Source organism: Undibacterium sp. TC9W, assembly GCF_049339865.1.
Classification (GTDB): Bacteria; Pseudomonadota; Gammaproteobacteria; order Burkholderiales; family Burkholderiaceae_D; genus Undibacterium.
Genome location: NZ_JBMPPJ010000013.1, coordinates 57,223 through 82,735 on the forward strand (window position 1 = coordinate 57,223; position 25,513 = coordinate 82,735).

Below are 25,513 nucleotides of genomic sequence, written 5' to 3' on the forward strand. Positions count from 1 at the left end.
CGTCACATCCGGAAGTGTTCTCCGAGATAAACGCGACGTACAGATTCATTTTGTATGATGTCGTCAGGCTTGCCGCTGGCAAGTACCGCGCCCTGGTTGATGATATAGGCGTGATCGCAGATGCCCAGGGTTTCGCGCACATTATGATCGGTGATCAGCACACCTATGCCGCGCTCCTTGAGGAAGCGCACGATGCGCTGGATTTCAATGACGGCGATAGGGTCAACACCGGCAAAGGGTTCATCCAGCAAGACAAAGCGTGGATTGGTCGCCAGTGCACGGGCAATTTCGACGCGGCGGCGTTCGCCACCTGACAGTGACAGCGCCTGGCTTTCACGTATTTTTTCTATCTGCAAATCTGCCAGCAGAGCATTGAGCCTTTGCTCAATTTTCTTGGCACCGAGATATTTCCCTTCGCTGTCTTTTTGCAATTCGAGGACGGCACGGATATTGTCTTCTACCGTCAGCTTGCGAAATACCGAAGCTTCCTGTGGCAGGTAAGACAAACCCAGTACGGCGCGCTCGTGAATAGGCAGTTGCGAAATATTCACATCATCAATCGTGATATCCCCGGCGTCGGAAGGTACCAGGCCAACGATCATGTAAAACGAAGTGGTCTTGCCTGCGCCATTCGGCCCCAGCAAACCCACGACCTCGCCGCTTTTCAAGAGCAAGGAAACATCGCGCACCACCTGGCGCGCACCGTAGCGCTTTTGCAAGCCCTTGACAAGCAAGGTGCTGCTTGACTGTGCTGTCATCTTATTTAGCCTGTTTTTCTGGTTTTGGTTGCAAGGTGATGGTGATATTGCCTGAGCCATCTACATGCTGGCCACTGGTCGAATTCGTGCCAACAAAAACATCATTCTTGCTGTCATATGACAGGTATTCACCTTCCTGTTCCTGGGTGACGCGCTTGCCTTCGAGGTAGCGTACCTTGGCCTTGGAAATGAATTTGACGATTTCTGTACTCTGGTTGTATTCAGCACGGTCAGCTTCGCCATCTACCCACAGATCAGGGCCACCATCGCGTTTCTGGCGGAAGGTGACTTTGCGGCCACTGCCACCTGTCAGAACAACAAACTGATCACCATTCGGGGCTTCGGTCACGACAGCACTCTCAGAAGTGACGGTCAGGGTGCCACGCACCAGGGACACACCCTTGGATAATCTGCTGACGCTGGCTTTGCCATCACTGATGCCGTAACCGGCTTTGATGATGGTCTCTTTATTACTGTCGGCTTTTTCTGCATTTGCAGAAACACAGGCCAGGCCCAGGCAGGCCAGGCTGATCAAGCGTGTGACGCTAAATGATGTTTTGATCATGTGCATATTCGCTTTCTTGCTTATTTATTCCCGGTTTTGGGAGCGGGTTCACGTTTCTTGAGTTGAATGTAAACCTTGCTCAGCAATTCCAGGCCTTGGGTTGAATTATTGGCAATCATGCCAGTTGCAGTTGAATGCAGTTTGCCAGTCGTAATTGAAACCGGTTTGTCGGTTTTAACGATGTCTTCGTCCGGCAAGAGCAAAAGATAATCAGACTCCACACGCACAAATTGTGAACTCAGGCCCTCAGGTCTCTCCATGCTGACATTGTCATGCAAGTGAACCTCATCATGCTCGCGCTTGGGTGTGGTCAGTGAAGATTTTTGCGATACAACTGCGAGTTCAGCACGCAGGTGCAGGGGAGGCCTGCCCTGATCAAAGCTGTTGATCTGCGGATGCTTGATTTCTATATTGTCAGTCCGCGGCAAATGCACCAGGCTGTCACCCGTGATATGGTAATTGGCCTTGCCATTGTTTGACAGCCGGATGAAATTGAATTTCTCGACATAGTAATCCGGTGCTGACCTGGCAGAAGTACGGCTTTGCTCATCATCGGCATGGCGACGTATGACTTCCATGACCCAGATGGTGCCCATGGTGATCACGCCCAGCAGGATTACGGCTAGCCAGATGCGGAAGCGGTCTATGGTCATTTGGGGTTTCATGTCAGATATGCTTGTAAAGCATGTTCATATTTACCTTGTGCACGCAGGATGAAGTCGCAGACTTCGCGTGCAGCACCCTGGCCGCCACTGCCCCTGGTGATGTACTGCACACGTTGTTGTACTTCAGCATGGGCATTTGGTACGCTGGCTGCAAAGCCAACCCTGGTCAGTATCGGTAAATCAATCACGTCATCACCGATAAAGCCGCAGTGTTCAGCAGGGATATCCAGCTTCGCCAGTAGTTCAAGAAATGCACTCTTCTTGTCATGGATACCCTGGCTGACATGGCTGATGCCAAGATCAGCCGCACGCTTGCTGACGATGGCCGATTGCCGCGCGCTGATGATGGCCGTGATAATGCCGGCCTGCTGCAAGAGCTTGATGCCTTGCCCATCCAGCACATTAAAGCATTTCATCATTTCGCCGTCTGGCCCAAAGTACAGACTGCCATCAGTCAGTATGCCATCGACATCAAAAATCATGAGCCGGACTTTGCTGGCTCTTTCTACAGAATCTACAGAATTATTCATCAGATCACCTTGGCCCTGGTCAGGTCATGGATATGCAAGGCACCCACCAGCTTGCCGCTGTCGTCAGCGACCAGCAACTGGTTGATGCGGTAAGTTTCCATGACTTCGACGGCTTCGACAGCCAATTGTTCCGGGCGTATGCGTCGCGGCGCGTGGTTCATGACATCGGCAATACGCAACTGGGTAAAGTCGCGCGTGCCATCCATCAGGCGGCGCAAGTCACCATCGGTGAAGATACCCAGCACATGTTGCTGCTCATCCACCACGGCGGTCATCGCCATACCTTTTTTGGTAATTTCCAGCAGCGCAGTTTTCAGGCTGGTTTCTGGCCCAACCTGCGGAATGTCTTCGTTGGTGCGCATGACGTCTCTGACGTGTGTCAGCAGACGGCGACCAAGCGAGCCACCGGGGTGCGAGCGGGCAAAGTCTTCTTCTCTAAAGCCACGCGCGTCCAGTACCGCCACCGCCAATGCATCGCCCAGCGCCAGCGTCACTGTGGTGCTGGCAGTCGGTGCCAGGTTCAGCGGGCAGGCTTCCTTATCCACATGCAGGTTCAGGTGGATATCAGCCAACTTGCCGAGGCTGGATTCGGGGTTGCCGGTCATGGCAATCAGCTTCACACCAAGGCGCTTGATGATGGGCAGGATGGACATCAGCTCAGACGCTTCGCCAGAATACGAGATCGCAATAAACACATCTTGCGAAGTGACCATGCCCAGATCGCCATGCGCAGCCTCAGCCGGATGGACAAAAAACGAGGGCGTACCTGTTGAGGCAAAGGTGGCCGAGATCTTGCGCGCAATATGGCCAGATTTACCTATGCCAGAAACCACAACCCTACCGTGGCATGCCAACAACATACTGACCGCTTGCGCAAAGCCGGCGGCATCGCCATTACCCAGGCGTTTTTGCAGGGCAAGCAGGGCGTCAGACTCGATTTGCAGGGTTTCACAAGCCAGTTTCAGGGCGCGTTGTGCTGCTACAGCCGCATCTGTCGTGGGTTGTTGTGTAAAAGTTAAAGGTGCATTCAGTTCATTCATGCCAGAAGTATAAACGAAATCCGCAAAGCAAAAACTTTGCCAGTTGTAACGTAATGAATTATGTTTGCCCAAAAGCAGGATGACAAGGCGATAAATCGGCAATAATAGGCGACATGACAGGTCTGGACACCACACTTTTATTGCTGGCTGCTGCCGTATTGGGCGTAGTCGCATTCCGTATGTTGCAACTGCCGCCCATGCTGGGTTATCTGGTGGTTGGCATCTTCGTAGGCCCGCACGGTTTTGGCATGGCAGAAGACAGTGCCGTGACCCATGAACTGGCCGAATTTGGCGTGGTCTTCCTGATGTTTTCGATAGGACTGGAGTTCTCGCTGTCCAAACTCATGGCCATGCGCAAGGCCGTATTTGGCCTGGGCATGGCACAGGTACTGGTCACGATACTGACCAGCATGGTATTTGGCTGGATAGCCAGCCGCTGGTTGCCTGGCATTTTCCAGATCAGTTGGGAAGCCTCATTCGCCCTTGGTGGCGCATTGGCCATGTCTTCCACCGCTATCGTCTCGAAAATGCTCACGGAGAGGCTGGAGCTCGAAAGCCTGCATGGCAGGCAGATCATCAGCGTGCTGTTGTTTCAGGATCTGGCCGTGGTACCGCTGCTGATCCTGGTTCCGGCGCTGGCATCCAAGTCACCGGACCTGGGCAAAACCCTGGCACTGGCGAGTGGCAAGGCGGCGGTGGTGCTGGTATTGCTGCTGGTGGTCGGGCAAAAACTCATGCGTGCCTGGTTCCACATCGTCGTCAAGCGGCGCTCGCAAGAGTTGTTCATGTTGAATCTCTTGTTCATTACGCTTGGCGCTGCCTGGCTAACCGAGAAAGCCGGCTTGTCGATGGCACTCGGTGCCTTTGTCGCCGGCATGCTGATCTCGGAGACTGAATACCGCCATCAGGTGGAAGAAGATATTAAACCCTTCCGCGATGTCTTGCTGGGGCTGTTCTTTATTACCGTGGGCATGTTGCTCAATGTGCGGCTGGTGTATGAACAATTCTGGCTGGTGCTGTTGCTGCTGACCGGGCCTGTGTTGTTAAAACTGGTATTGATCGCGGCGCTGGCAAGGGCATTTGGCAATTCCACCAGCGTTGCCTTGCGTACTGGTCTTGGTTTGGCGCAGGCGGGCGAATTTGGCTTCGTTTTGTTGAACCAGGCTGGTGGATTGCAACTGGTTGATCCCATGCTGGTGCAATTGATACTGGCGTCCATGGTGATTTCGATGCTGATCTCACCTTTTATCCTGGCCAAGTCGGATGCCATTGTCATGAAATTCTCTGCCAATGAATGGATGATGCAATCGCTGGCATTGACCCAGATTGCAGCCCGCACCATGACCAGCAAGAAGCATGTGATCATCGCCGGCTTTGGCCGTAGCGGGCAAAGCCTGGCGCGTATCCTCGCAGAAGAAAATATCGATTACCACGCCCTCGATCTTGACCCTGACCGCGTCAGGGAAGCCCAGACAGCCGGTGCCAATGTCTCCTATGGTGATGCGGCAAGACGTGAAAGCCTGCTTGCGGCCGGTGTCAACCGCGCCTCGGCATTGGTGGTGACCTATACCAGCACTGCATCCGCGCTCAAGGTTTTGCATTTCGTTAACGAAATGAACCCTAGCCTGCCTGTCATCGTGCGCAGCCATGATGATGTTGATCTCGATAAGCTCAGGGCTGCCGGTGCCACTGAGGTAGTGCCAGAACTCATGGAGGGCAGCCTGATGCTTGCTTCGCATGCGCTGGTGATGCTTGGTGTGCCTTTGCGGCGCGTGGTACACAGGGTGCAGGTCGCGCGTGAGGCGCGCTATGAATCGCTGCGTGGCTTCTTCCACGGTGCCAGTGATGCCGCTGACAGCCCTGAGAGCATGCAGATACGCCTGCATACTGTTGTCTTGACCGACAATGCCAAAGCGCTAGGTCAGAAGCTGGCAGAGATCAACCTGGCTGAGCTGGAAGTCGATATTCACACAGTCCGCCGTGGCAAGACCAGGCTGGAACAGCTCGATGACATCGTTTTACAGAATGGCGACGTGGTCGTTGTCAGGGGAACTTCCGAAGCAGTCGCTAGAGCAGAGCAGCGGCTGTTAAAATAGCGGGTTATTTTTAAATTTGAAGGACATGCTCGATGTTGAATCCGGCTGAATACATTAAACAACATATACGCACGGTGGAAAACTGGCCACAAGCAGGCGTGATGTTCCGCGACATTACCCCCTTGTTGCAAAATCCTAAAGTATTCCGTGTGCTGATAGATATGTTTGTGCACCGCTACATGGATGAAAAGCTTGACGTTGTAGCTGGCCTGGATGCACGCGGCTTCATCATCGGTTCTGTGGTGGCGTATGAGCTGAACCTGGGATTTGTGCCTATCCGCAAGAAAGGCAAGTTGCCTTTCCATACCGTATCTGAACAATACGAGCTTGAATACGGCAGTGCAACAGTAGAACTGCATTCTGACGCCTGTAAACAAGGCGACCGCGTAGTGTTGATCGATGATCTGATCGCTACTGGTGGCACCATGATGGCAGGCAAGAAATTGCTGGAACGCCTGGGTGCAACGGTAGTGGAAGGTGCTGTCATCGTTGACTTGCCTGAGCTTGGTGGCTCAAAGATCATCCAGGACAGCGGCCTGCCGTTGTTCACTGTCTGTAATTTTGATGGTCATTAACATATAAGTTACAAGTCTTGACCTACATGAGTTCGTTTCATATAGCCACCGTTGACCCAGCCTTGCCCGAGGCCGCTATTTTGCTGGATGAATTGTCTGCCAGCCTGGCAGCGATCACTGGTGACAGTGGCCGTTCTTCATTTGACATGCAGGATGTGCGCGTGCCCGGTGCCTTGTTTGTGCTGGCACGCGACGAAGATGGCAAGGCTGTGGGTTGCGGTGCTTTTCGTCCGATGGGCGAGGGGGCGGCTGAAGTCAAGCGCATGTACGCACAGGTAGCGGGTGTGGGTCTTGCCGTATTGGGACATCTTGAAGCTGCCGCCAAAGAATTTGGTTACCTGAGGCTATGTCTGGAAACCCGCCTCATCAACCAGCGTGCGGTCACTTTCTATGAAAAACATGGCTACGCACGGATTCCAAATTTTGGTAAATATGCCGGACGGACAGAGGCTGTTTGCTTTGAGAAAATACTCAAGTAATCATATAAAAGACTCACGATTGCTTAAATGCCAAACCCCTGCAAAGGGTGGTCATTTTTCTTTTTAGGACTTATTCGTTACAAATAGCAAGAAATCTGCACAAAGCCCAGAGCTGCGCTATACTTCAAATCTTCCAAGGAGCGTTGCGACGAAAACGTTAAGTTTTTGCCAGGCTTGGGATATCCATAACCGCGCTCACGTTACTTTTTTCACTAGAAAGGAGGGCGTGATGAACGCCGTCGTAGCAAATACATCCACTACCAATACTTCTCAAGATTTTTTCGTTGCTGACCTGAGTCTCGCTGATTGGGGCCGTAAAGAAATCCGCATTGCTGAAACAGAAATGCCGGGCCTGATGGCGATCCGTGAAGAGTTCGCCGCTAGCCAGCCTTTGAAGGGTGCCCGTATCACCGGTTCCCTCCACATGACTATCCAGACTGCCGTGTTGATTGAAACACTGCTGGCCCTGGGTGCAGAAGTGCGCTGGGCATCTTGCAATATTTACTCCACACAAGATCATGCTGCTGCAGCGATTGCTGCTGGCGGCACACCAGTGTTCGCTTTTAAAGGCGAAAACCTGGATGAGTACTGGGATTTCACCCACCGTATTTTCGAATGGAAAGACGGCGGCTATTCCAACATGATTCTTGATGATGGCGGCGACGCGACATTGTTGCTGCATCTGGGTACTCGTGCTGAAACAGATATTTCTGTCTTGGCCAACCCAGGTTCAGAAGAAGAAATCTGCCTGTTCAATGCGATCAAAAAACACCTGGCGATAGACGGTGCCTGGTACTCCAAACGCCTGCCAGAAATCAAGGGCGTGACAGAAGAAACAACCACAGGCGTACATCGCCTGTACCAGATGCACAAAGATGGCAAGCTGGCTTTCCCTGCCATCAACGTCAATGACTCCGTCACCAAGTCCAAGTTCGACAACCTGTATGGCTGCCGTGAATCTCTGGTCGATGGCATCAAGCGTGCAACTGACGTCATGATCGCGGGGAAAGTCGCCGTTATCGCCGGTTACGGTGATGTAGGCAAGGGCTCTGCGCAAGCCATGCGTGCCTTGTCTGCCCAGGTATGGGTAACTGAAATCGATCCTATCTGCGCATTGCAGGCAGCGATGGAAGGCTACCGCGTCGTGACCATGGAATATGCTGCTGAACATGGCGACATTTTCGTGACAACGACAGGTAACTACCACGTCATCAGCCATGCGCACATGCTGAAGATGAAAGACCAGGCCATCGTTTGCAACATCGGTCACTTCGATAATGAAATCGACGTCGCCGCATTGAAGCAATACACCTGGGAAAACATCAAGCCACAAGTAGATCACGTGATTTTCCCTGACGGCAAACGCATCATCTTGCTGGCAGAAGGCCGCCTGGTAAACCTGGGTTGCGGTACAGGTCACCCATCCTATGTCATGAGTTCTTCTTTCGCTAACCAGACCATTGCGCAAATCGAATTGTTTGCCAATACAGCGAAATATCCAGTCGGCGTTTACACCTTGCCTAAACATCTGGATGAAAAAGTCGCGCGTCTGCAATTGAAAAAACTCAATGCACAACTGAGCGTGCTGACAGAAGAGCAGGCTGCCTATATCGGCGTGAATCAAAACGGCCCTTACAAGCCAGATCACTACCGTTATTAATCCACGATAGCGCCTGTCCGGGTTTGCAGCTTGTAGTTTGAAGCTTGTTTATCCGGGCAGGTGTGCAATGAAGCTGTATCTTGTGACTACAGCTTCATCCCTCTGCAACAGGAGCATGTATGCGTTTACTGGCAACCTGGTTGGTCAATGCGCTGGCTTTGCTGGCAATTCCTTATCTCATTTCGTCGGTGCAAATAGACACTTTTGGTACGGCACTGGTCGTGGCAGTCGTGCTGGGCCTGGTCAACACCATCATCCGCCCTATCGTATTGATACTGACCTTGCCTGCAACGGTATTGAGTCTGGGCCTGTTCATCTTCATCATTAATGGCTTGATGTTCTGGGGTGTGGCGAATATGGTGGATGGTTTCCATGTCACCGGTTTCTGGGCTGCAGTGGGTGGCGCATTGTTGTACAGCGTGATCTCCTGGGCACTCTCGACCTTATTGTTGCAAAATAAAAAAGATGAAGACGCCTAATTTCAGCATAGAATTTTTTCCGCCCAAGACGGCGGAAGGCACGGAAAAGCTGCGTGTCACACGGGCCAAACTGGCCGAACTTAATCCTAAATATTTCTCTGTCACTTTCGGTGCTGGCGGCACTACCCAGCAGGGTACGCTTGATACCGTGACCGAGATACGCCGCGAAGGCCATGATGCCGCACCGCATCTGTCCTGCGTGGGTGGTACGCGTGAATCGATACGGGCTATCCTGAATGAATTCAAGGCCAATGATATCCGCCGCCTGGTCGCCTTGCGTGGCGACTTGCCCAGTGGCTATGGCATGGGCGGTGAATTCCGTTATGCCAATGAACTGGTCGAATTTATCCGTGCCGAGACTGGCGACTGGTTTCATATTGAAGTGGCGGCCTATCCTGAAATGCATCCACAGGCACGTTCACCGCAAGACGATCTGAACAGCTTCGTGCGCAAGATGAATGCTGGTGCGAATGCTGCAATCACCCAGTATTTTTACAATGCTGATGCCTACTTCCGTTTTGTTGAAGAAGCACGCAAGGCGGGCGTCACAGCACCTATTGTCGCAGGCATCATGCCTATCACCAATAGCACACAATTACAGCGTTTCTCTGAAATGTGCGGCGCAGAAATCCCGCGCTGGATACGTTTGAAGCTCGCCAGTTATGGTGACGATACTGCGTCGATCAAAGCCTTTGGCCTTGATGTTGTGACCACCATGTGCGAGCGACTGCTCGCAGGTGGTGCGCCGGGCCTGCATTTCTATTCTTTGAACCAGGCAGCAGCGACGACAGCAATCTGGCAGCGATTGGTTTGATATAGCATCAGTCAGTGGCCTCCTCTAAGGGAATGGGCTTGTGAATGTATGAATTTTGATTCTTTTCCTCAAGTTGCCTGCCTGCTGCTTGCGCTGTTTGGTTTGCTTGCTCTGGCGTTGGCCATGCGTGACCTTTGGGGAGCATACCAAAGCAGGTCATGGCCTGCGACCGAGGGGGAAATAGTACATTCCAAGGTACAGCGTTTTTCTCGACGCACAGGAAGTGAAGGTAATACCTGGACGTGGCGGATTCACTATGAATATGTCCTGAACGGAACCAGGCATAAAGGCTGGCGCGCATATTACGGTAGTGAACCAACGCTAGGTGTTGCCCGCAATATCGTGGCCAGGTTTCCTGCCGGAGCTGCAGTGAAAGTGTATTACTATCCAAAGCAGCCGGGCACTAGCGTGCTGATTCCCGGATTCAATCGTTATACCTACGGTGGCCTCATCCTGGCATTGTTGTTCTTTTCACTGATGGCGTGGCTGTGGCAATATCGTTAGCCACAGCTGGCAGTGTACAGAGTGCGTATCAATAACGTAGGCATAGCTAGCGCAGACCCAGCCACAAACCCAAAGGAACAAACAGTAGGGCAGCGGCATTGCCGAGCAAAACGATAGACGCGACCTTGTCAGGCTCCTGTTTATATTGTTCTGCCACCATGAAACAAAATACTGCCGGTGGCAATGCCGCAAACAGATACATCTGGCCGCGCTGGGTTGGCGTCAGCGGCAAGATAAGTTCCAGTATCCCGGCCACCAGCAAACCTGCCAGCGGGCAGACGATGGCGCCTGCCATGCCTATGCGCCAGCTCGCAAAATTGATGTCCAGCATGCGCACCCCAAGTGCAAACAGCATGATAGGGATACAGGCATCTCCCGTCATTTTCAAGGCCAGGAAAAGCGTGGGCTGTAATGGGATATCCAAAACCGCAAACAACATGCCCGCTGCCATTGACAGCATCATGGGGCTCAGCAAAAAGCGCCAGGGATTATCCTGATGATCGGGATGCCCATGCTGGATGATGCGTATGCCCACCGTGAAATACACAAGGTTGCAAGCCATGAACAGCGCCACTGCTGCCGACAGGCCGCTGGTACCAAAGGCCAGTGCTGCCAGTGGCAAACCCATATTGCCGCAATTGTTATACATCATCGGCGGCACAAAGCTGCGCACGTCGTAACCCAGCAGGCGCGCTACCGGCCATGCCAGCAAACCTGAGCCCAGGGCAATCAGGGCACCGGCCAGTATCAGCCACAGGTTGTGGGCGACATCAAAGTCCTTGCCCGCCAGCGCAGTGAAAATCAGCAAGGGGCACAGCACATCCATGCTGATGCGGTTGACCGACACCATATCCGCCGCAGCAGCAGGACCCTTGCGCCGCGCATAGGCATAACCCAGTCCTATGATAATAAACACAGGAAGGATGATGGATAGTATGCGTTCTATCATGCGTGCGCTTGCCGGAAAAATGGGGAGACAGGTTTACTTCTGTTCACAAGAGTCTAGCCGCTTTGCAGTCTTTGCGCTGTAGCAGAAAACACAGATGACAAGATTTCATGTGAAGGGGATTAGCCAGCAGCCTCAGTTGTTCTTGATCCATGCTTGATCCACGTCAAGAGCCGTTTTGCCAGTTTTTCTACAATACCATTTCACATTTATGGTATGCGGGGCTCAATTGGCGATAGAACTTTTTAATGACGGCAAACACATCTGCGTAATGTTCAATGATCTGCTGGACGATACTGCAGACCACGCCGTCCAGGCCAACCAGTTCCTTGTCGTATCAGAAGGCGAGGGGGCGTTGATCGATCCTTCCGGCAACCTGACCTATAACGCATTGCTGATAAGCCTGCACAAATATCTGCCGAAGAAAGACCTCAAATACCTGTTCGCATCACACCAGGACCCTGACATCATAGGCGCGCTCGACAAGTGGCTAATGGGGACGAATTGTGATTTGTATGTGTCGAAATTATGGTCGCGCTTTGTGCCGCATTTCTGTAACCTGAATCGCTCCGAAGGACGCATCGTCGGCATCCCCGATGAAGGCATGCCGGTGCGTTTGCGCGACACCATCATCCATGCCGTGCCTGCGCATTTCCTGCATGCTGAAGGCAATTTCCAGTTCTACGACAGTAAATCGAAAATCCTGTTTTCTGGTGACGTCGGCGCCTCCATGGTCGATGCGCATGACATAGAAACAGCCATCACCACCAGGGCGCAATTCCTTGATCATGTGCATACCATGAGTGGTTTCCACAAGCGTTATATGGTGTCGAACAAAGTCTGCCGTCTGTGGGCAAACATGGTCAGGACCATGGATGTCGAGATGCTGGTGCCTCAGCATGGCAGGTATTTCAAAGGCCGTGAAGCAATCACCGCATTCCTGGACTGGATAGAAAACCTGCAATGCGGCATCGATTTGTTCACGCAGGAACATTACCGCTTCAGGGGCTGAGCAAGCTCAGCTTTTACCGCTTTTCAGTACGGCATAATTCAAGGGCAAGGCCGTGGTGTTCTTGATGACCTCCATCACAAAACTGGAGCTGACATCCTGCAGGTCAGCCACCTTGACCAGTTTTTTATACACCTGGTCAAAGCCTGCCATGTCGGGCACATAGACTTTCAATAAGTAGTCGATGTCTCCACTCATGCGCAGGATTTCGACGATCTCAGGTATCGCCCCAACACCTGCAATAAAACGTTGCATCCACTTCTCATTATGCTGGGCCGCCTTCAGCGCCACCATCACCGTCAAACCGAGGTTTAGCTTGACCGGGTCACAGAGTGTGACCTGCTGCCTGATGACACCATCCTCCTGCAGTTTTTGCACACGCCGCCAGCAAGGCGTGACGGACAAATGCACGGCCTGGGCAAGGTCGGCCAGTGCAATGGAAGCATCTTTCTGCAAGATATTCAGGATTTCTAGATCAATTTTGTCCATTTTTTCTAATTAATAGGAAATATTTCTAAAAATAGCATAAATTTTTGAATAATTTGGTAAAAAATTCTTATTGGCTGTTGCTAGGATATGTCTTGTACCACCCTGACGTGATCATGGTCTTTATCGATACGCATCAGGGTAGCAATCAGTTAATGCACAGAATGAACAAAGGAATCACCATGAATGTCGTCGAGCCAGTATTACAAACCGCCACCCGCCTGACCCATGCCGGTCGCAAGGGCAAGGACCACGCGGCGTTTGTGAATCCTTCCGTAGTGCGCGCTTCGACCATGCTGTTTCCTGATGTCGCTTCCCTCAAGAATGCCTGTGGTACACGCCGCGCCTATGGCCGCCATGGTAATGAAACCACACAGGCGCTTGAACAGGCCTTGTGCGCGGCTGAGGGCGCTGCTGCCTGCATGCTGACACCATCAGGCCTGTCAGCAGTTACCACTACCTTGCTGGCCCTGCTACAGCCTGGTGATCATTTGCTGATGGTTGATACCGTGTATGACCCGACCCGTTTGTTCTGTGATGGCATGCTCAAGCAGATGGGTGTCACTACGACTTATTATGACCCGCTGGTGGGCCGTGGCATTGCTGACCTCATGCAATTCAATACCAAGGTGATCTTTGTTGAGTCGCCAGGCTCCCTGACGTTTGAAATACAAGACATTCCCGGCATCGCCGCTGCTGCCCATGCGCGTGGCGCTGTGGTGGTGTCTGACTCTACCTGGGCCACGCCTATAGGCTGGGATTCGTTCGAGCTGGGTATTGATGTCTCTATCCATGCAGCCACTAAATACATCGTCGGCCATTCTGATGCTCTGATGGGGGCGATTTTGACTACGGCAGCGCTGGAAGAGCGCGTTCGCAATACCTATCGCCAGCTAGGCTTGACCATAGGTGCAGATGATGCCGCGCTGGCCTTGCGCGGCTTGCGTACGCTGGCAGCACGCCTGGCAGCGCACAGGGAAAGCGCCCACGTAGTCGCACGCTGGTTGAAAGAACAGCCAGAAGTGGCCGAGGTCTTGTACCCGCCCATGCCAGGCAGCCCTGGCCACGAATTGTGGAAGCGTGATTTCAAAGAGGAATATGCCTGCGGCCTGATGGGAGCAGTATTCCGTGCAGACATCACAGAACAGCAAGTCGCTGCATTGATAGACCGTACCCGCCTGTTTGGCATCGGTTTTAGCTGGGGTGGTTTTGAGAGCCTGATCTTGCCGACCAACCCTGCTTCTTACCGCAGCGTTAATGCTGCCAAATGGCAGGCACCGATGTTGCGCCTGCATGTGGGGCTGGAAGCAGTACAGGATTTACTGGCCGATCTTGATCAAGGTTTTTCCGCCTTGCGCAAGGGCCAGGAGGCTGGGCGTGAACGCAATTATCTGAAAGCGGTTGTGTAGCTGAAATACAGAGCTTAAACAGAGAGCTGAAAACAACCCGCCAGTTCAGCTATTTACCCAGGCTATCGCCTTCTTGAATATGCCGGAAGGTGGCGGGGTAAAGGCCTCAGCATTGCTGGTGCTGGGTTCGTCTGGTTCGAGGTGACGCATCATTGAGAGCGTGTGTTGCTGGCGTATCAGGCCCTGGCGGTTGATGGTGGCAATGATGTTGGCGATTTTACCGGCGGCGATGTCGAGATCGAACTCATAGAATTCATCCCCACGTTTGCCGCGGCGCTCATGCTTGAACAGTTTCAGGATTTCATCAAGGGCCTGGCCGCAATCCTTGGTATGTAGTTCAAATGCGCATTCATACTGGCCGGGTATCAGTTGCTGCTGGTCACGGTTGAGTTCCATGGCCTTGGAGACGCCAGAGCGGCGGGTAGCACCGATCTTGTACAGACCCTGGCGCAAGCCATCGTTTTGCAAAATGTAGATAGTACCTGGCGTGCCATGCATGAATTGTGGTTCGCGCGGCAAGGACCTTTGTGGGCGGTAGGTAGTAGTCATCTCTTAACCTGACATTTTGTAAAGGGATGCTGAGGAGTCTACAAAATGTGCAAGGTGTTCAAGGCGCGGAATAAGAGGGTGCTTTGCGCTCTGTTCGCTGAATAGAAGATTGATTGACAAGAGTTTGTGAGATTTACCACCATCCTGTTTTGCTTCCCGCACAGGATTTTAGCCCGTAGGCCTCTGCCAGCGGGCTTTTTTTATGGCGAGCATGATTTGTCATGCGCTTGTCATGTCCAGCCACTACCATGCGCCCATCCTGAAATGTTTTACCTCCAAAGGTCGGGATACTTACCCGCAGAGCGATCTGCGGGTTTTTTCTATGTGGGCTACTGCGTGGCCGAACTTGCAGCCGGATCAGCCACCGGCGCATCCCCCATATCCAGCGTGCGCACACCAGCACCGTTCAAAAATTCATTAAACATCCAGTCGCCCTCTGCATTGCTGATGCCCTCAGGCACGGCACGCACGACTTCTGGCTTGCCAGCCAGCGCCACGCGCATGGTGTCTATCCAGATAGGCAGGGCAAGGGTCGAGCCAAACTCGCGGCCACCGAGGCTTTTGGGATCGTCATAACCCATCCAGGCCACTGCCACCACATTGCCTGCATAACCGGCAAACCAGCCATCGACCGCATCACTGGTGGTGCCGGTCTTGCCTGCCAGGTCACGACGCCCCAGTTTTGCGGTGGCGCTGGCACCGGTGCCGCTGCGTACCACCTCACGCAACATCTGGTCGGTGATATAGGCATTGCGTGCATCGATGACACGGGATTCTTCCTGCGCTTTGGCAGGTGGCTTGTTTTCAAACAGCACGACACCCTTGCCATCCACCACCTTGCTGATCAACCAGGGGTTGACCGAGTAGCCGCCATTGGCAAATACCGCATAGGCTGATGCCAGTTGCAAGGGTGTCACTGAACCAGTACCCAGCGCCATGGTCAGGTTGGCCGGGTGCTTGTCCTTGTCAAAGCCAAAACGTGGCAACCATGTCTTCGCATGATCGACGCCGATGGCTTTCAATATGCGCACCGACACCACGTTCTTGGATTGCGCCAGCGCCGTGCGCATGCTGATGGGGCCGTCATATTTGCCGTCATCATTACGCGGGTCCCAGCGCAGATTGCTGTCTGATGTTTCCGATAGTTGCACGTCATTGATCAGGGTGCCAGGGTAAAAACCTTTTTCCAGCGCGGCTGAATAAATGAAGGGTTTGATGCTCGACCCAGGCTGACGCCATGCACTGGTCACATGGTTGAATTTCTTGCGGTTGTAGTCAAAACCACCGACCATCGCGCGGAAAGAGCCATCGTCCGCATTCAGCGCCACGAATGAGCCTTCGACTTCAGGTATTTGGGTAATCGCCCAGCGTTTTTTTGCGTCCTGCATCACCCGTATCACTGAGCCTGGGCGTATCTTGATGCCAGCCTTGGCCTTGTCTGTCAGCGCTGCTGCGGCAAAGCGCAAGCCATCGCCGGTGATTTCTATGCTGTCGCCAGACTGCAGTTCAGCCTTGACGATCTTGCCGGACGCCTGGGTCACCACCGCTGCTAATAGCTTGTCATTGTCAGGATGCTTGCGCAAGATCTGGTCTATCGCATCGTCGCGTTCATCTTCATCTGCTGGTAAGTCTATATGGGCTTCAGGGCCGTCATAACCATGGCGCTGGTCATAAGCCATGATGTTGCGGCGCACGGCTTCATAAGCGGCATCCTGCTCGGCCTTGTTGATGGTGGTATAGACCCTGATACCTTTGGTATAGGTATCTTCCTTGTATTGCGCATAGATACTCTGGCGTACCATCTCGGCCACGTAGTCAGCATGGGCATCAAATTGCTGGCCTTTGATGACCTTGATGTCTTCCTTGGCGGCGGTTTCCATCTGGGCTTCGGTGATGAAACCATTCCTGACCATGCTCTTCAAGACCAGTAACTGTCTTTGCTTGGTCTTTTCGAAATTCACAGCGGGGTTATGTCGCACCGGGTTTTGCGGTACTCCCGCCAGCATGGCAGCTTCTGCCAGCGTCAGTTGATCAAGCGATTTGCCAAAGTAGGTTTTTGCGGCACTGGAAAAACCATGGCTGCGTTTGCCCAGGAAAATCTGGTTCATATACAGTTCCAGGATCTGGTCTTTGCTCAGTGCATCTTCTATTCGGTAAGTCAGCAAAATTTCTTTCATTTTGCGTTCTACCGATTTTTCATTGGTCAGGAAGAAGTTGCGTGCTACCTGCATGGTGATGGTGGATGCACCCTGATGAAAACCACCGCGCAAGTCCGCTAGTATGGCGCGCCCCGCACCGATGAAGGAGATCCCGCCATGCTCATAAAAACGCGCATCTTCTATCGACAGCAAGGCATTTTTCATGACCGCCGGGATTTGCTTGATTGGTACAAAGTCACGGTGTTCTTCACCAAACTCACCGATCAGGGCATTGTCTGCCGTGTAGATGCGCAGCGGTATTTTTGGGCGGTAATCGGTTACCGCTTCCAGAGTAGGCAAACCCGGGGCCACTACAAAAAATATAAAGGCCAGGCTTGCCAGCGCCAGAGTCACAGCAACACTGATGCCAAACACGATCCATTTCTTCATGCTATTCCTTATTCTTCCAGAGTTTGCAGCAAATACAGGCGCTGGTATATGCCCTGATCGACCTGCATTAATTCTTGATGATTACCTTGCTCAGCCAGCTTGCCGTGGTTCAGCACGATGATGCTGTCGGCATCGCGTATGGTAGAGAGTCTGTGGGCAATCGCGATGATACTGACCTTGCCGCGCAATTCTGTCAGCGCGGTTTGTACTACCTGTTCGGTTTCACTGTCGATATGCGAAGTCGCTTCATCCAGGAACAGGATGCGCGGCTTGCCGGCCAGCGCGCGGGCAATTGCCAGCAATTGTTTTTGGCCGGTAGAGAGCCGCGCACCACCTTCACCCAGTTGTGTGTCGTAGCCATTTTCCAGTTGCAAAATAAAATCATGGACATGTGCAGCCTTGGCCGCAGCGATGATATCTGCCTCGCTGATGTCACGCCCCATAGCGATATTTTCACGCGCATTGGCTGCCAGCAAAAATGGTTCTTGCGGCACCAGCCCCACCTTTTCGCGGAAGTGCGCATCCGTGATGCTGGCCAGCGGCTGACCATCGACTTCCATGCGGCCAGACTGCGGCGTATAAAAACGTAGCAAGAGACTCAGCAGGGTAGATTTGCCACTGCCGGTATGGCCGACGATGCCATAAAAACTGCCCGCCGGGATATCCAGGCTAAAGTCATGCAAGACTGGTCGCGCCGGGTCATAACCAAAATTGACTTTGTCCAGCGTCAGATGGCCGTCAGTAATGCGCGCATCGCTGCTGGCCTGTACATGCTGATGTTCATTGAGCAGTGTGTTGACACGCGCGGCAGAAACCACGGCTTGCTGTATCTGGCCGAACTGCAGGGTGATCTGTATCAGCGGCTCCACGACGCGGGCGATGTAGCTGACAAAGGCGTACAGCACACCTATCTCCACACCAGAAAAACTGCGCTGGCTGAAAGTGAAAATCACCACCACCAGCAAGATCGAATTCATCAGGTCCAGCGCCGGGCGCAATAGCCAGGCATTGGCACGCAATTCATCCAGCCTGGCGGCGTAATGCAATTGATTGGTTTTGGCAAAGCGCTCACCAAAGCGGCGCTCGGCATTGCTGGCTTGCAACGTGCTCATGCCATTGATGCTCTCTGCGACCTGGGCATTGATTTCACTGCGCAACTGGCGCGCCTTGCTGACAGCTGGCGCGCTCCAGCGCTGGTAAAACCAGACGATGATGATCACTGCCGGTATCAGCATGATGACGATCAGCATCAAGCGCCATTCCAGCCATGCCATGGCAGTAAGCGCACCGATGACGACGATGGTGCTGTCAAGCATGACAAACAAGACCTGCACATACAGGCTCTTAACTGACTCAGTATCATTCGTCACACGGCTGACCAGTTGCCCCGTGATGGCCTTGTCAAAAAAAGCCATGGGCAGGCGCAAGACATGTTCATACACCTGTTCACGCAAACGCCGTACTGAACGCATGGCGACGCCTGCCAGCCGCGTCAGTTGCAGGTAACGCAGCCATGTTGCAGCCCAGCCTGATAATACATAGGCAGCCAGCAAGCCTATGACCATGCCCATATCCATCTGGTGCGGCAACAGGTAACGGTCTATGAAGGCCTTGCCCAGCAAGGGGCCAATCGCCTCCAGGCCGGCGGCGATAAATAAAAAGAAAATGCCCAGCCAGACGTGGCGTTTTTCACTGCGGGCTGCATGCAGCAGCAAATGCACCGCCTGTTTTTTTTCTGACATGGCAGCGGGTATTTTTTTCGTATCAGGCTGCATCCAGGCTTGCTTCCAATTGTTGATAACGCCATTGCGTTGCATACCAGCCATTCAAGTCCAGTAAAGCCTGGTGATTGCCTTGCTCTATGATTTTGCCTTCACGCAAAACCAGGATGTGATTGGCTTCCAGTACCGCACTCAGGCGGTGGCTGACGATGACGGCACTGCGTTCAGGATGTTCTTGTCGCAACTCTGCCAAGTGTTGCAGGATATGCGTTTCGGTTTGTGTATCGACTGCTGACAGGGCATCGTCGAGCAATAATAAAGGGCTGGCCGTCAGCAAGGCACGGGCGATGGCTACGCGCTGTTTCTGGCCGCCAGACAGGGTGACGCCACGCTCACCCACCAGCGTGTCATAACCATGCGGGAAGCGCTGTATATCATCATCCACTGACGCCAGTTGTGCGGCCTTTATGATCTCGGCGCGGCTGGCGGCAGGATTACTGAGCGAGATATTGTCAGCAATCGATGCCGAGAATAAAAACGGCTCCTGCGCCACCCAGTTGATGGATAGGCGCAAGGCTTGCAATTTGTAGTCTGCCAGCGCATGTTCACCCCATTGCACCAGGCCTTGCTCGGCCTCGATCTGGCGCAGCAGCAGGCGCACTACGCTGGATTTGCCTGAGCCGGTAGGGCCGACTATGCCCAGGGTTTGTCCCGGCGCAATACGCAGGCTGATGTCCTGCAAGGCTGGCCTGGTCTGGCCAGGATAAGCAAAGCTGACATTTTCTACAACCAGATCACCGGCAGGTGGCGTATCCAGCTTGCCCTCATCATTGACGCTGAGTTCCTGCGTCAATACCGGTTCCAGCCGTGCCCAGGCGGCCTTGCCGCGTTCCAGCAGCGACAAGACCCAGCCAGCAGCAAACATGGGCCAGATCAGCTGCCCCAGGTACATGGAAAAACTCGTCAAGGAACCAATACTCATTTCACCATGCCAGACCAGGTAACCACCAACGCCCAGCGTCAGCGCACCAGCCGCAGTCAGGGACAGGCCCACTGCCGGTTCATAGGCTGCTTCCCAGCGTTGCGCATTCAGGCTGGCTGCGGCAGCGTTTTCTGCCAGTTCGGCAAACTGCGCGGCGCTGCGTTGTTCCAGGCCAAGGGCGCGCAGGGTGCGTACGCCTGACAAGGTTTCCTGCACCTGATCATTGAGTTTGCTGAAACGGTCGAGAGAATCGCGTGAAGCATCCTGTATATGATGGGTAATATGCTTGAAAGCCCAGGCCATGAAAGGGAAGGGCAGCAGGGCCGCCAGTGCCAGTCGCCAATCTACACCCAGCAGCATCATGCCTATCACCAGGGCAAAGGTCATGCTGCCATCAAAACCGGCGAGAGCGGCCTCACCTGCGGCCAGTTCTATGGCATCTGCATCATTGGTGCCCAGCGCCATCAGGTCGCCGGTTCTTTGCTGCTGGAAAAAGCGCGAACCCTGCACACTCAGACGCTCATACAAACGGGTACGCAATTGCATGCCCAGTTGATATGAGGCCGTAAACAGTTGCGTGCGCCAACCCACCCGCAAGAAGTAGATAGCCAGGCCCATGCCCAGCAACCAGGACAATTCCCACATCAGGGCTGTGTTGTCAAAACGTCCCGCCACCATGCCATCGATAATCATGCCGACACGGCGTGGTATCAAGACCGTCATGACGGCAACGGCAAACAGCATCAGGCCAGCGCTGATGTACTGGCGCCAGTGCTGGCGGATAAATTGTGCTAAAAGCTGGTTCAGACTCATAGATGGTTCAGACCAGTAAGACAGAAAATGGTTGCATGCATCTGGGGTGTGTGAATGGCAAAGCAGGAAATGATACAGTATCCTCAAATTCTGATTTCATTCTCCGCGATTTAACTTACGCCAGTATTCATTTTCCATTTGTTTGTTGAATGGCTCTGCATTTTTGTTCATCACACATGGTTTTGTTTTTATGAAAAGTAAAAACATACAGTTTTTGTCTTCCATGAGTGGATGTTGCTTGTCTATATTTCTATCTCATTTTCTATCTCCTTATGCACTAGAGGTTTACTTCTCCCTCCAGACGCTCAGTCCGCTATATAATCCGCCTCCTCACTGTTGAAACCCCCACGCTTGTTGCAAAATATCCCGGGCTTAATTGCATAGCCCCGCTGTATTACCTATACTCAGGCAATAGCTGCTCATTGTAGTTATATGCTGCCTGAACATCTTTGCAACATCTTCCACTGACATGTCTCGATAAATTTTGTCCTTTTTAAGAGCATAAGGAAACCATATGAAATTGCGCTGTATTCTTCAGGCTGGCGTTTTTGCGTCTGCCGCTATTCTTTCCCAGTTGTCCTCTGCTGACACACTGGACCGTATCAAAAAAAGCCAGACTGTCAATATCGCGTATCGCGAGTCTGCCCTGCCTTTCTCTTATTTGTCAGACAGCAAGGCACCAGTCGGCTACACCATAGACATTTGCAAAAAAATGGTTGATGCGCTTAAAAAAGAATTGAAATTGCCACAACTGAAAATCAATTTTTTGCCTGTCACCGCAGATAACCGCATCGAGGTCATGACATCCGGCAAGGCAGATATGGAATGTGGTTCAACCAGCAATACTGCAGACCGCAGGAAAGTAGTTGATTTTACGATACCGCATTTCTTTTCTACCCTGCGCATGATGGTCAAAACCAGTTCAGGCATCAAGAACTGGACAGATTTGAAGGGCAAGAAAGTCGTCTTCACCAAAGGCACTTCTACTGACAAATTCATACTCGAGCGTGATAAGGTACGCGCCCTGAACATGAAGCTGGTAGAAGGTAAAGACCACAGCGATTCTTTTAACATGCTGGAAACCAACCAGGTCGATGCCTTTGCCCAGGATGAAGCTCTCCTGTTTGGCCTGAAAGCCAAGGCCAAGGATCCATCCAAACTGACCATCGTTGGTGACCCACTGGCTTCTGAAGCCTATGCCATCATGCTGCCCAAAGGTGACGCCGCATTCAAGAAAATCATCGATACTGAAATGGCACGGCAGATGACTGACGGAGAAATCACCAAGCTGCACGAAAAATGGTTCACCAAACCGATACAGCCCAACAATATGAACCTGGCCTGGCCCATGGGTGCACTGTTGAAGGAAACCATACGTTTTCCTTCAGATAAAGTGAATTAAGCTGCTTATTGCTTATTGCTTATTGCTTATTGCTTATTTTGCTACCTCTATTTTGTGCTCACCAACCCGGGATATTTGCCCGGGTTTTTGATTGATATTGCTCAAATGCGTGAGCGTAATCAGGCGTTGAATTATGACATTAAGCAAAATGCATAAATTTTCGATTGTTGTTGTGTAGAAATATTCCTATAATCCTCGCCTGCGGTGTTTTTGTCGCAACTGATATCGGGTTCACTTTGGTCTGGCAAGTATCGCGCAGTATTTATCCTTCAGCGCGACAGTATCTGACGATGCTATTGAAGTAGCATCGCTCCTTCAGCGCCTAAATCAGTTCTTTATCATCCCCACTACTCCAACCGGGTCAAGGAAGTCGCATGAAATTTCGTCGCTTTATCAAAGCAAGTTTAATTCTTTCAAGTTGTATGCTGGCACAGTTATCCTCTGCAGCCGATACACTTGAGCGTATCAAAAAAACCAATACGATCAACATCGCATTCAGGGAAACCTCACTCCCGTTCTCTTATCTGTCAGAGAATAAAACACCTATCGGTTACTCGATTGATATCTGCGCCAAATTTGTGGATGCGATCAAAAAAGAATTAAAACTACCGCAGTTGAAGATCAATTACATCCCTGTTACTTCAGATACGCGCATGGAGGCGATGACCTCAGGCAAGGCAGATATTGAGTGTGGTTCTACCTCCAATAATGCAGAACGACGTACTAAAGTAAACTACACGCTGCCACATTTTTTCGCCACGATACGCATGATGGTTTTTGCTGATTCCAGCATCAAGAACTGGCAGGATCTGAAAGATAAAAAAGTAGTTGTGACCAAGGGCACTTCCACAGATAAATATTTGCTGGAAAGGGATAAAGTGCGCTCCCTGAATATGAAGATGGTCCAGAGCAAAGATCATATCGAATCTGTCAGTATGCTGGAAAACAAGCAAGTCGATGCATTTGCCCAGCATGATGCAATCCTGGCTGGTTTCAAGGCCAGGTCCAAGCTTCGCGATAAACTGGTCATCGTCGGTGACCCGCTGTCTTCAGAAGCCTATGCAATGATGCTGCCCAAGGGCGATGCCTCTTTCAAGAAGCTCATTGATATGGAAATGGTGCGCATGATGACAGATGGTGAGCTGACCAGACTCTATGAGAAATGGTTTACAAAACCGGTGCAACCGAATGGTGTTAACCTGGCCTTGCCCATGAGCGTCCTGTTGCGTGAAACCATACGCTTCCCGTCGGATAAAGTCGATTAAGCGAAAAAAAAAGCAGCCATATGGCTGCTTTTTTCATCGTACCTGACTTAATTAATGCACCTGTACTGCATCATTGTCACGCTTGAGCATATTCCACAAGAAAGTATAAACAATGGCGTCCATGTCGGCACGTTGTGCATTGTTGGCTGCACCGCCGTGGCCGCCTTCTATGTTTTCGTAATACCAGACATTCTTGTGACCCTGCTCCATCATTTTGGCAGCCATTTTGCGCGCATGGCCTGGGTGTACGCGGTCATCCTTGGTGGAGGTAATAAACAGCACATTAGGATAAGTCACCCCTGCCTTGACGTTCTGGTAGGGAGAATATTTGGAGATGTAATCCCACTCGGCAGGCACGTCGGGGTTGCCATATTCACCCATCCATGAGGCACCGGCCAGCAACTGGTTAAAGCGGCGCATGTCCAGCAAAGGCACACGGCTGACAATCGCATTGAACAAGTCAGGGCGCTGGGTCAGGGCGACACCAGCCAGCAGGCCGCCATTACTGCCACCCATGGCACCCAGGTGTTTAGGGCTGGTGATTTTGCTGGCAATCAGGTCTTCTGCTACGGCAGCAAAGTCATCATAGGCGCGTTGACGGTTTTCTTTCAAGGCCAGTTGATGCCAGCGCGGGCCAAACTCACCGCCACCACGGATATTGGCAACGACATAGACGCCACCTTTTTCCAGCCAGCTCTTGCCCAGACCACCGGAATACGAAGGCGTCATGGGAATCTCGAAGCCGCCGTAGCCATACAGCAGGGTAGGATTATTGCTGTCGAATTTCACATCCTTGCGACGTACGATAAAGTAAGGCACCTTGGTACCATCTTTGGATGTAGTGAATTTTTGCGTGGTTTCATAGGCACTTGCATCGAAAAAGCTTGGTGCAGACTTCAGCAATTCACGCTTGTCATTGCCAGCGTGGGCCATCATGTAAACACTCGGTGTCAGGTAATCAGAGTAGCCGAGCAGGTAATCATCAGAATTTTCAGCATCCACTGCAGTCACAGTAATGGCACCCAGGGTAGGCAGAGTGACCTGGCGAGCTGACCATTTGCCGCCATCGAACCTCCATTCTTTCATGCTGCTTTTGACGTTATCCAGGGTTTGCAACAACAGATAATTTTTCGTGATGGCAGCACCAGTGTATGACGTGGTATCGCTGGGTTCAAATAATACGGTGAATTCACGATTGCCTTTCATGAAGGCATCAAAGTCGATGGCCAGTACACTGCCTGACGCATAAGTCTTGCCACCAACTGTCCATGCTTCACGTGGGGTGATCACTGCCTGTTTGTCAAAGAAATACAGATTGCTCTTGGCCGGGATATCCAGCTTGCTGAGTTTGTCGCCTTCTTTCAGATATTGTTCTGATGTGTAGAAGGTGATCTGGCGACCCACCAGTTCCCTGTGTATGCCTTTATGGTCACTGGAATTGGCACCTACGGCCATATCGGTTTTCTGGCCTTCAAACAGGGTCTTGGCCGCAGACAATTCCGTGCCGCGCTTCCATTCCTTGACGACGCGTGCATAGCCAGAATCAGTCAGCGTGCCGGCACCAAAATCGGTAGCGACAAACAGGGTGTCTTTATTGACCCAGTCCAGGCTCATTTTTGCTTCTGGCAGGCTGAAGCCACCTTTGACGAAGGACTTGCTGGCAAGATCAAATTCACGGGTGACCACCGCATCTGAACCACCGCGTGACAACTCAATCAGGCAACGGTCATAGACTGGTTCACGACATACGCTGGCTTTGTATACCCAGCTCTCATTTTCTGCCTTGGCCAGTGCATCAACGTCGAGCACCACTTCCCATTTAGGTTGGGCTTTCTTGTATTCTTCTAGCGTGGTTTTACGCCACACACCACGCGGGTGTTCTGCATCCATCCAGTAGTTATATACGGCGTCCCCCATTTTGCGTATGGAGGGGATGCGATCTTTGGAATTGAGCACAACCTGCAAATCAGCTTTCAGTTTATTGAAGCCGGCATCGTTGTCGAGCTTGCTGCGAGTGACCTTGTTCTGGTCCTTGACCCAGCTCAGTGCCTTGTCGCCGGTGACGTCTTCCAGCCACTGGTGTTTGTCTTCTGCCTGGGCCAGCGCCAGACTGCTTGCACCTACCATGCACAGCGCGGCGATCAGTTTCATTTGTGGTTTCATTGCTTTCCTTATTGT

23 protein-coding genes and 1 riboswitch are annotated in these 25,513 nt (G+C 52.2%); of the genes, 11 read left to right on the top strand and 12 right to left on the bottom strand.

The window, feature by feature from the left end:
- Positions 1-2: 2 nt before the first annotated feature.
- From lptB to ACO0LN_RS18535, 5 genes are read right to left on the bottom strand one after another with little or no spacing between them, the layout of a single operon-like run.
- The gene (gene lptB / locus ACO0LN_RS18515) at positions 3-758 is read right to left on the bottom strand and encodes an LPS export ABC transporter ATP-binding protein (protein WP_162039597.1); all 756 of its coding nucleotides are present in this window, start codon (positions 756-758) and stop codon (positions 3-5) included.
- A 1-nt stretch (position 759) separates the two neighbouring features.
- On the bottom strand, positions 760-1,323 hold the full coding sequence (locus tag ACO0LN_RS18520) for an LptA/OstA family protein (RefSeq protein ID WP_162057449.1): 564 nt from the start codon (positions 1,321-1,323) through the stop codon (positions 760-762).
- Between the two features lie 20 nt (positions 1,324-1,343).
- Positions 1,344-1,988, bottom strand: coding sequence for an LPS export ABC transporter periplasmic protein LptC (lptC, locus tag ACO0LN_RS18525; RefSeq protein WP_422976251.1), 645 nt, complete (start codon positions 1,986-1,988; stop codon positions 1,344-1,346).
- The gene (locus tag ACO0LN_RS18530) at positions 1,985-2,518 is read right to left on the bottom strand and encodes a KdsC family phosphatase (RefSeq protein ID WP_422976253.1); all 534 of its coding nucleotides are present in this window, start codon (positions 2,516-2,518) and stop codon (positions 1,985-1,987) included. The genes lptC and ACO0LN_RS18530 overlap by 4 nt, the downstream gene beginning before the upstream one ends.
- A complete protein-coding gene (locus ACO0LN_RS18535; protein ID WP_422976255.1) occupies positions 2,518-3,558 on the bottom strand; it encodes a KpsF/GutQ family sugar-phosphate isomerase in 1,041 nt (346 codons plus the stop codon). Before ACO0LN_RS18535 ends, ACO0LN_RS18530 begins: the two co-directional genes overlap by 1 nt.
- A 113-nt stretch (positions 3,559-3,671) precedes the next feature.
- Here ACO0LN_RS18535 and ACO0LN_RS18540 point away from each other — a divergent pair, with 113 nt between their 5' ends.
- The 7 genes from ACO0LN_RS18540 (at position 3,672) to ACO0LN_RS18570 (ending at position 10,165) form a co-directional block, all read left to right on the top strand.
- Entirely contained in the window at positions 3,672-5,654 is a 1,983-nt protein-coding gene (locus ACO0LN_RS18540; RefSeq protein WP_422976258.1) for a monovalent cation:proton antiporter-2 (CPA2) family protein, read from the top strand.
- Positions 5,655-5,686: 32 nt separating this feature from the next.
- The gene (locus ACO0LN_RS18545) at positions 5,687-6,229 is read left to right on the top strand and encodes an adenine phosphoribosyltransferase (RefSeq protein WP_422976260.1); all 543 of its coding nucleotides are present in this window, start codon (positions 5,687-5,689) and stop codon (positions 6,227-6,229) included.
- Between the two features lie 26 nt (positions 6,230-6,255).
- The gene (locus tag ACO0LN_RS18550; protein ID WP_422976262.1) at positions 6,256-6,708 is read left to right on the top strand and encodes a GNAT family N-acetyltransferase; all 453 of its coding nucleotides are present in this window, start codon (positions 6,256-6,258) and stop codon (positions 6,706-6,708) included.
- A 129-nt stretch (positions 6,709-6,837) separates the two neighbouring features.
- Positions 6,838-6,912: riboswitch (S-adenosyl-L-homocysteine riboswitch) on the top strand.
- 25 nt (positions 6,913-6,937) lie between these two features.
- Positions 6,938-8,368 carry an adenosylhomocysteinase gene (gene ahcY, locus ACO0LN_RS18555; RefSeq protein ID WP_422976263.1) on the top strand — a complete coding sequence of 477 codons (1,431 nt, stop codon included), beginning with the start codon at positions 6,938-6,940 and terminating at the stop codon, positions 8,366-8,368.
- A gap of 119 nt (positions 8,369-8,487) precedes the next feature.
- On the top strand, positions 8,488-8,847 hold the full coding sequence (locus ACO0LN_RS18560; protein WP_162039606.1) for a phage holin family protein: 360 nt from the start codon (positions 8,488-8,490) through the stop codon (positions 8,845-8,847).
- Positions 8,834-9,661 (top strand): methylenetetrahydrofolate reductase [NAD(P)H], encoded by an 828-nt coding sequence (metF, locus tag ACO0LN_RS18565; protein ID WP_162039607.1) that lies wholly within the window; start codon positions 8,834-8,836, stop codon positions 9,659-9,661. The genes ACO0LN_RS18560 and metF overlap by 14 nt, the downstream gene beginning before the upstream one ends.
- A 48-nt stretch (positions 9,662-9,709) precedes the next feature.
- Positions 9,710-10,165, top strand: a complete 456-nt coding sequence (locus ACO0LN_RS18570; protein WP_422976265.1) for a DUF3592 domain-containing protein — start codon at positions 9,710-9,712, stop codon at positions 10,163-10,165.
- 46 nt (positions 10,166-10,211) lie between these two features.
- Here ACO0LN_RS18570 and ACO0LN_RS18575 read toward each other — a convergent pair whose 3' ends face one another.
- Positions 10,212-11,114: an AEC family transporter gene (locus tag ACO0LN_RS18575; protein WP_422976267.1), complete on the bottom strand. Its 903-nt coding sequence runs from the start codon at positions 11,112-11,114 to the stop codon at positions 10,212-10,214.
- A gap of 226 nt (positions 11,115-11,340) precedes the next feature.
- Here ACO0LN_RS18575 and ACO0LN_RS18580 point away from each other — a divergent pair, with 226 nt between their 5' ends.
- Positions 11,341-12,123 (top strand): MBL fold metallo-hydrolase, encoded by a 783-nt coding sequence (locus ACO0LN_RS18580; RefSeq protein WP_422976269.1) that lies wholly within the window; start codon positions 11,341-11,343, stop codon positions 12,121-12,123.
- Between the two features lie 6 nt (positions 12,124-12,129).
- Here the strand turns inward: ACO0LN_RS18580 and ACO0LN_RS18585 are convergent, their stop codons facing one another.
- On the bottom strand, positions 12,130-12,609 hold the full coding sequence (locus ACO0LN_RS18585; protein ID WP_162057460.1) for an Lrp/AsnC family transcriptional regulator: 480 nt from the start codon (positions 12,607-12,609) through the stop codon (positions 12,130-12,132).
- Between the two features lie 44 nt (positions 12,610-12,653).
- Here ACO0LN_RS18585 and metC point away from each other — a divergent pair, with 44 nt between their 5' ends.
- The gene (gene metC / locus ACO0LN_RS18590) at positions 12,654-14,015 is read left to right on the top strand and encodes a cystathionine beta-lyase (RefSeq protein ID WP_422976272.1); all 1,362 of its coding nucleotides are present in this window, start codon (positions 12,654-12,656) and stop codon (positions 14,013-14,015) included.
- 45 nt (positions 14,016-14,060) lie between these two features.
- Here metC and ACO0LN_RS18595 read toward each other — a convergent pair whose 3' ends face one another.
- The 4 genes from ACO0LN_RS18595 to ACO0LN_RS18610 form a co-directional block, all read right to left on the bottom strand.
- Positions 14,061-14,564, bottom strand: coding sequence for a hypothetical protein (locus ACO0LN_RS18595; protein ID WP_422976274.1), 504 nt, complete (start codon positions 14,562-14,564; stop codon positions 14,061-14,063).
- 329 nt (positions 14,565-14,893) lie between these two features.
- On the bottom strand, positions 14,894-17,152 hold the full coding sequence (locus ACO0LN_RS18600) for a penicillin-binding protein 1A (RefSeq protein WP_422976276.1): 2,259 nt from the start codon (positions 17,150-17,152) through the stop codon (positions 14,894-14,896).
- An 8-nt stretch (positions 17,153-17,160) separates the two neighbouring features.
- Positions 17,161-18,927 (bottom strand): ABC transporter ATP-binding protein, encoded by a 1,767-nt coding sequence (locus ACO0LN_RS18605; RefSeq protein WP_422976428.1) that lies wholly within the window; start codon positions 18,925-18,927, stop codon positions 17,161-17,163.
- The gene (locus ACO0LN_RS18610; RefSeq protein ID WP_422976278.1) at positions 18,917-20,668 is read right to left on the bottom strand and encodes an ABC transporter ATP-binding protein; all 1,752 of its coding nucleotides are present in this window, start codon (positions 20,666-20,668) and stop codon (positions 18,917-18,919) included. Before ACO0LN_RS18610 ends, ACO0LN_RS18605 begins: the two co-directional genes overlap by 11 nt.
- Before the next feature lie 514 nt (positions 20,669-21,182).
- Here ACO0LN_RS18610 and ACO0LN_RS18615 point away from each other — a divergent pair.
- Positions 21,183-22,070: an amino acid ABC transporter substrate-binding protein gene (locus ACO0LN_RS18615; RefSeq protein WP_422976280.1), complete on the top strand. Its 888-nt coding sequence runs from the start codon at positions 21,183-21,185 to the stop codon at positions 22,068-22,070.
- A gap of 422 nt (positions 22,071-22,492) precedes the next feature.
- Entirely contained in the window at positions 22,493-23,335 is an 843-nt protein-coding gene (locus ACO0LN_RS18620) for an amino acid ABC transporter substrate-binding protein (RefSeq protein WP_422976282.1), read from the top strand.
- 51 nt (positions 23,336-23,386) lie between these two features.
- On the opposite strand, the gene ACO0LN_RS18625 is transcribed toward ACO0LN_RS18620, so the two are convergent.
- Positions 23,387-25,498, bottom strand: a complete 2,112-nt coding sequence (locus ACO0LN_RS18625; RefSeq protein WP_422976284.1) for a prolyl oligopeptidase family serine peptidase — start codon at positions 25,496-25,498, stop codon at positions 23,387-23,389.
- Positions 25,499-25,513: the final 15 nt, after the last annotated feature.

Bases quoted from the DNA above. Each gene is read 5' to 3' on its own strand.
- lptB (WP_162039597.1), bottom strand. From the start codon at position 758: ATGACAGCACAGTCAAGCAGCACCTTGCTTGTCAAGGGCTTGCAAAAG.
- ACO0LN_RS18520 (WP_162057449.1), bottom strand. From the start codon at position 1,323: ATGATCAAAACATCATTTAGCGTCACACGCTTGATCAGCCTGGCCTGC.
- lptC (WP_422976251.1), bottom strand. From the start codon at position 1,988: ATGAAACCCCAAATGACCATAGACCGCTTCCGCATCTGGCTAGCCGTA.
- ACO0LN_RS18530 (WP_422976253.1), bottom strand. From the start codon at position 2,518: ATGAATAATTCTGTAGATTCTGTAGAAAGAGCCAGCAAAGTCCGGCTC.
- ACO0LN_RS18535 (WP_422976255.1), bottom strand. From the start codon at position 3,558: ATGAATGAACTGAATGCACCTTTAACTTTTACACAACAACCCACGACA.
- ACO0LN_RS18540 (WP_422976258.1), top strand. From the start codon at position 3,672: ATGACAGGTCTGGACACCACACTTTTATTGCTGGCTGCTGCCGTATTG.
- ACO0LN_RS18545 (WP_422976260.1), top strand. From the start codon at position 5,687: ATGTTGAATCCGGCTGAATACATTAAACAACATATACGCACGGTGGAA.
- ACO0LN_RS18550 (WP_422976262.1), top strand. From the start codon at position 6,256: ATGAGTTCGTTTCATATAGCCACCGTTGACCCAGCCTTGCCCGAGGCC.
- ahcY (WP_422976263.1), top strand. From the start codon at position 6,938: ATGAACGCCGTCGTAGCAAATACATCCACTACCAATACTTCTCAAGAT.
- ACO0LN_RS18560 (WP_162039606.1), top strand. From the start codon at position 8,488: ATGCGTTTACTGGCAACCTGGTTGGTCAATGCGCTGGCTTTGCTGGCA.
- metF (WP_162039607.1), top strand. From the start codon at position 8,834: ATGAAGACGCCTAATTTCAGCATAGAATTTTTTCCGCCCAAGACGGCG.
- ACO0LN_RS18570 (WP_422976265.1), top strand. From the start codon at position 9,710: ATGAATTTTGATTCTTTTCCTCAAGTTGCCTGCCTGCTGCTTGCGCTG.
- ACO0LN_RS18575 (WP_422976267.1), bottom strand. From the start codon at position 11,114: ATGATAGAACGCATACTATCCATCATCCTTCCTGTGTTTATTATCATA.
- ACO0LN_RS18585 (WP_162057460.1), bottom strand. From the start codon at position 12,609: ATGGACAAAATTGATCTAGAAATCCTGAATATCTTGCAGAAAGATGCT.
- ACO0LN_RS18595 (WP_422976274.1), bottom strand. From the start codon at position 14,564: ATGACTACTACCTACCGCCCACAAAGGTCCTTGCCGCGCGAACCACAA.
- ACO0LN_RS18600 (WP_422976276.1), bottom strand. From the start codon at position 17,152: ATGAAGAAATGGATCGTGTTTGGCATCAGTGTTGCTGTGACTCTGGCG.
- ACO0LN_RS18605 (WP_422976428.1), bottom strand. From the start codon at position 18,927: ATGCAGCCTGATACGAAAAAAATACCCGCTGCCATGTCAGAAAAAAAA.
- ACO0LN_RS18610 (WP_422976278.1), bottom strand. From the start codon at position 20,668: ATGAGTCTGAACCAGCTTTTAGCACAATTTATCCGCCAGCACTGGCGC.
- ACO0LN_RS18615 (WP_422976280.1), top strand. From the start codon at position 21,183: ATGAAATTGCGCTGTATTCTTCAGGCTGGCGTTTTTGCGTCTGCCGCT.
- ACO0LN_RS18620 (WP_422976282.1), top strand. From the start codon at position 22,493: ATGCTGGCACAGTTATCCTCTGCAGCCGATACACTTGAGCGTATCAAA.
- ACO0LN_RS18625 (WP_422976284.1), bottom strand. From the start codon at position 25,498: ATGAAACCACAAATGAAACTGATCGCCGCGCTGTGCATGGTAGGTGCA.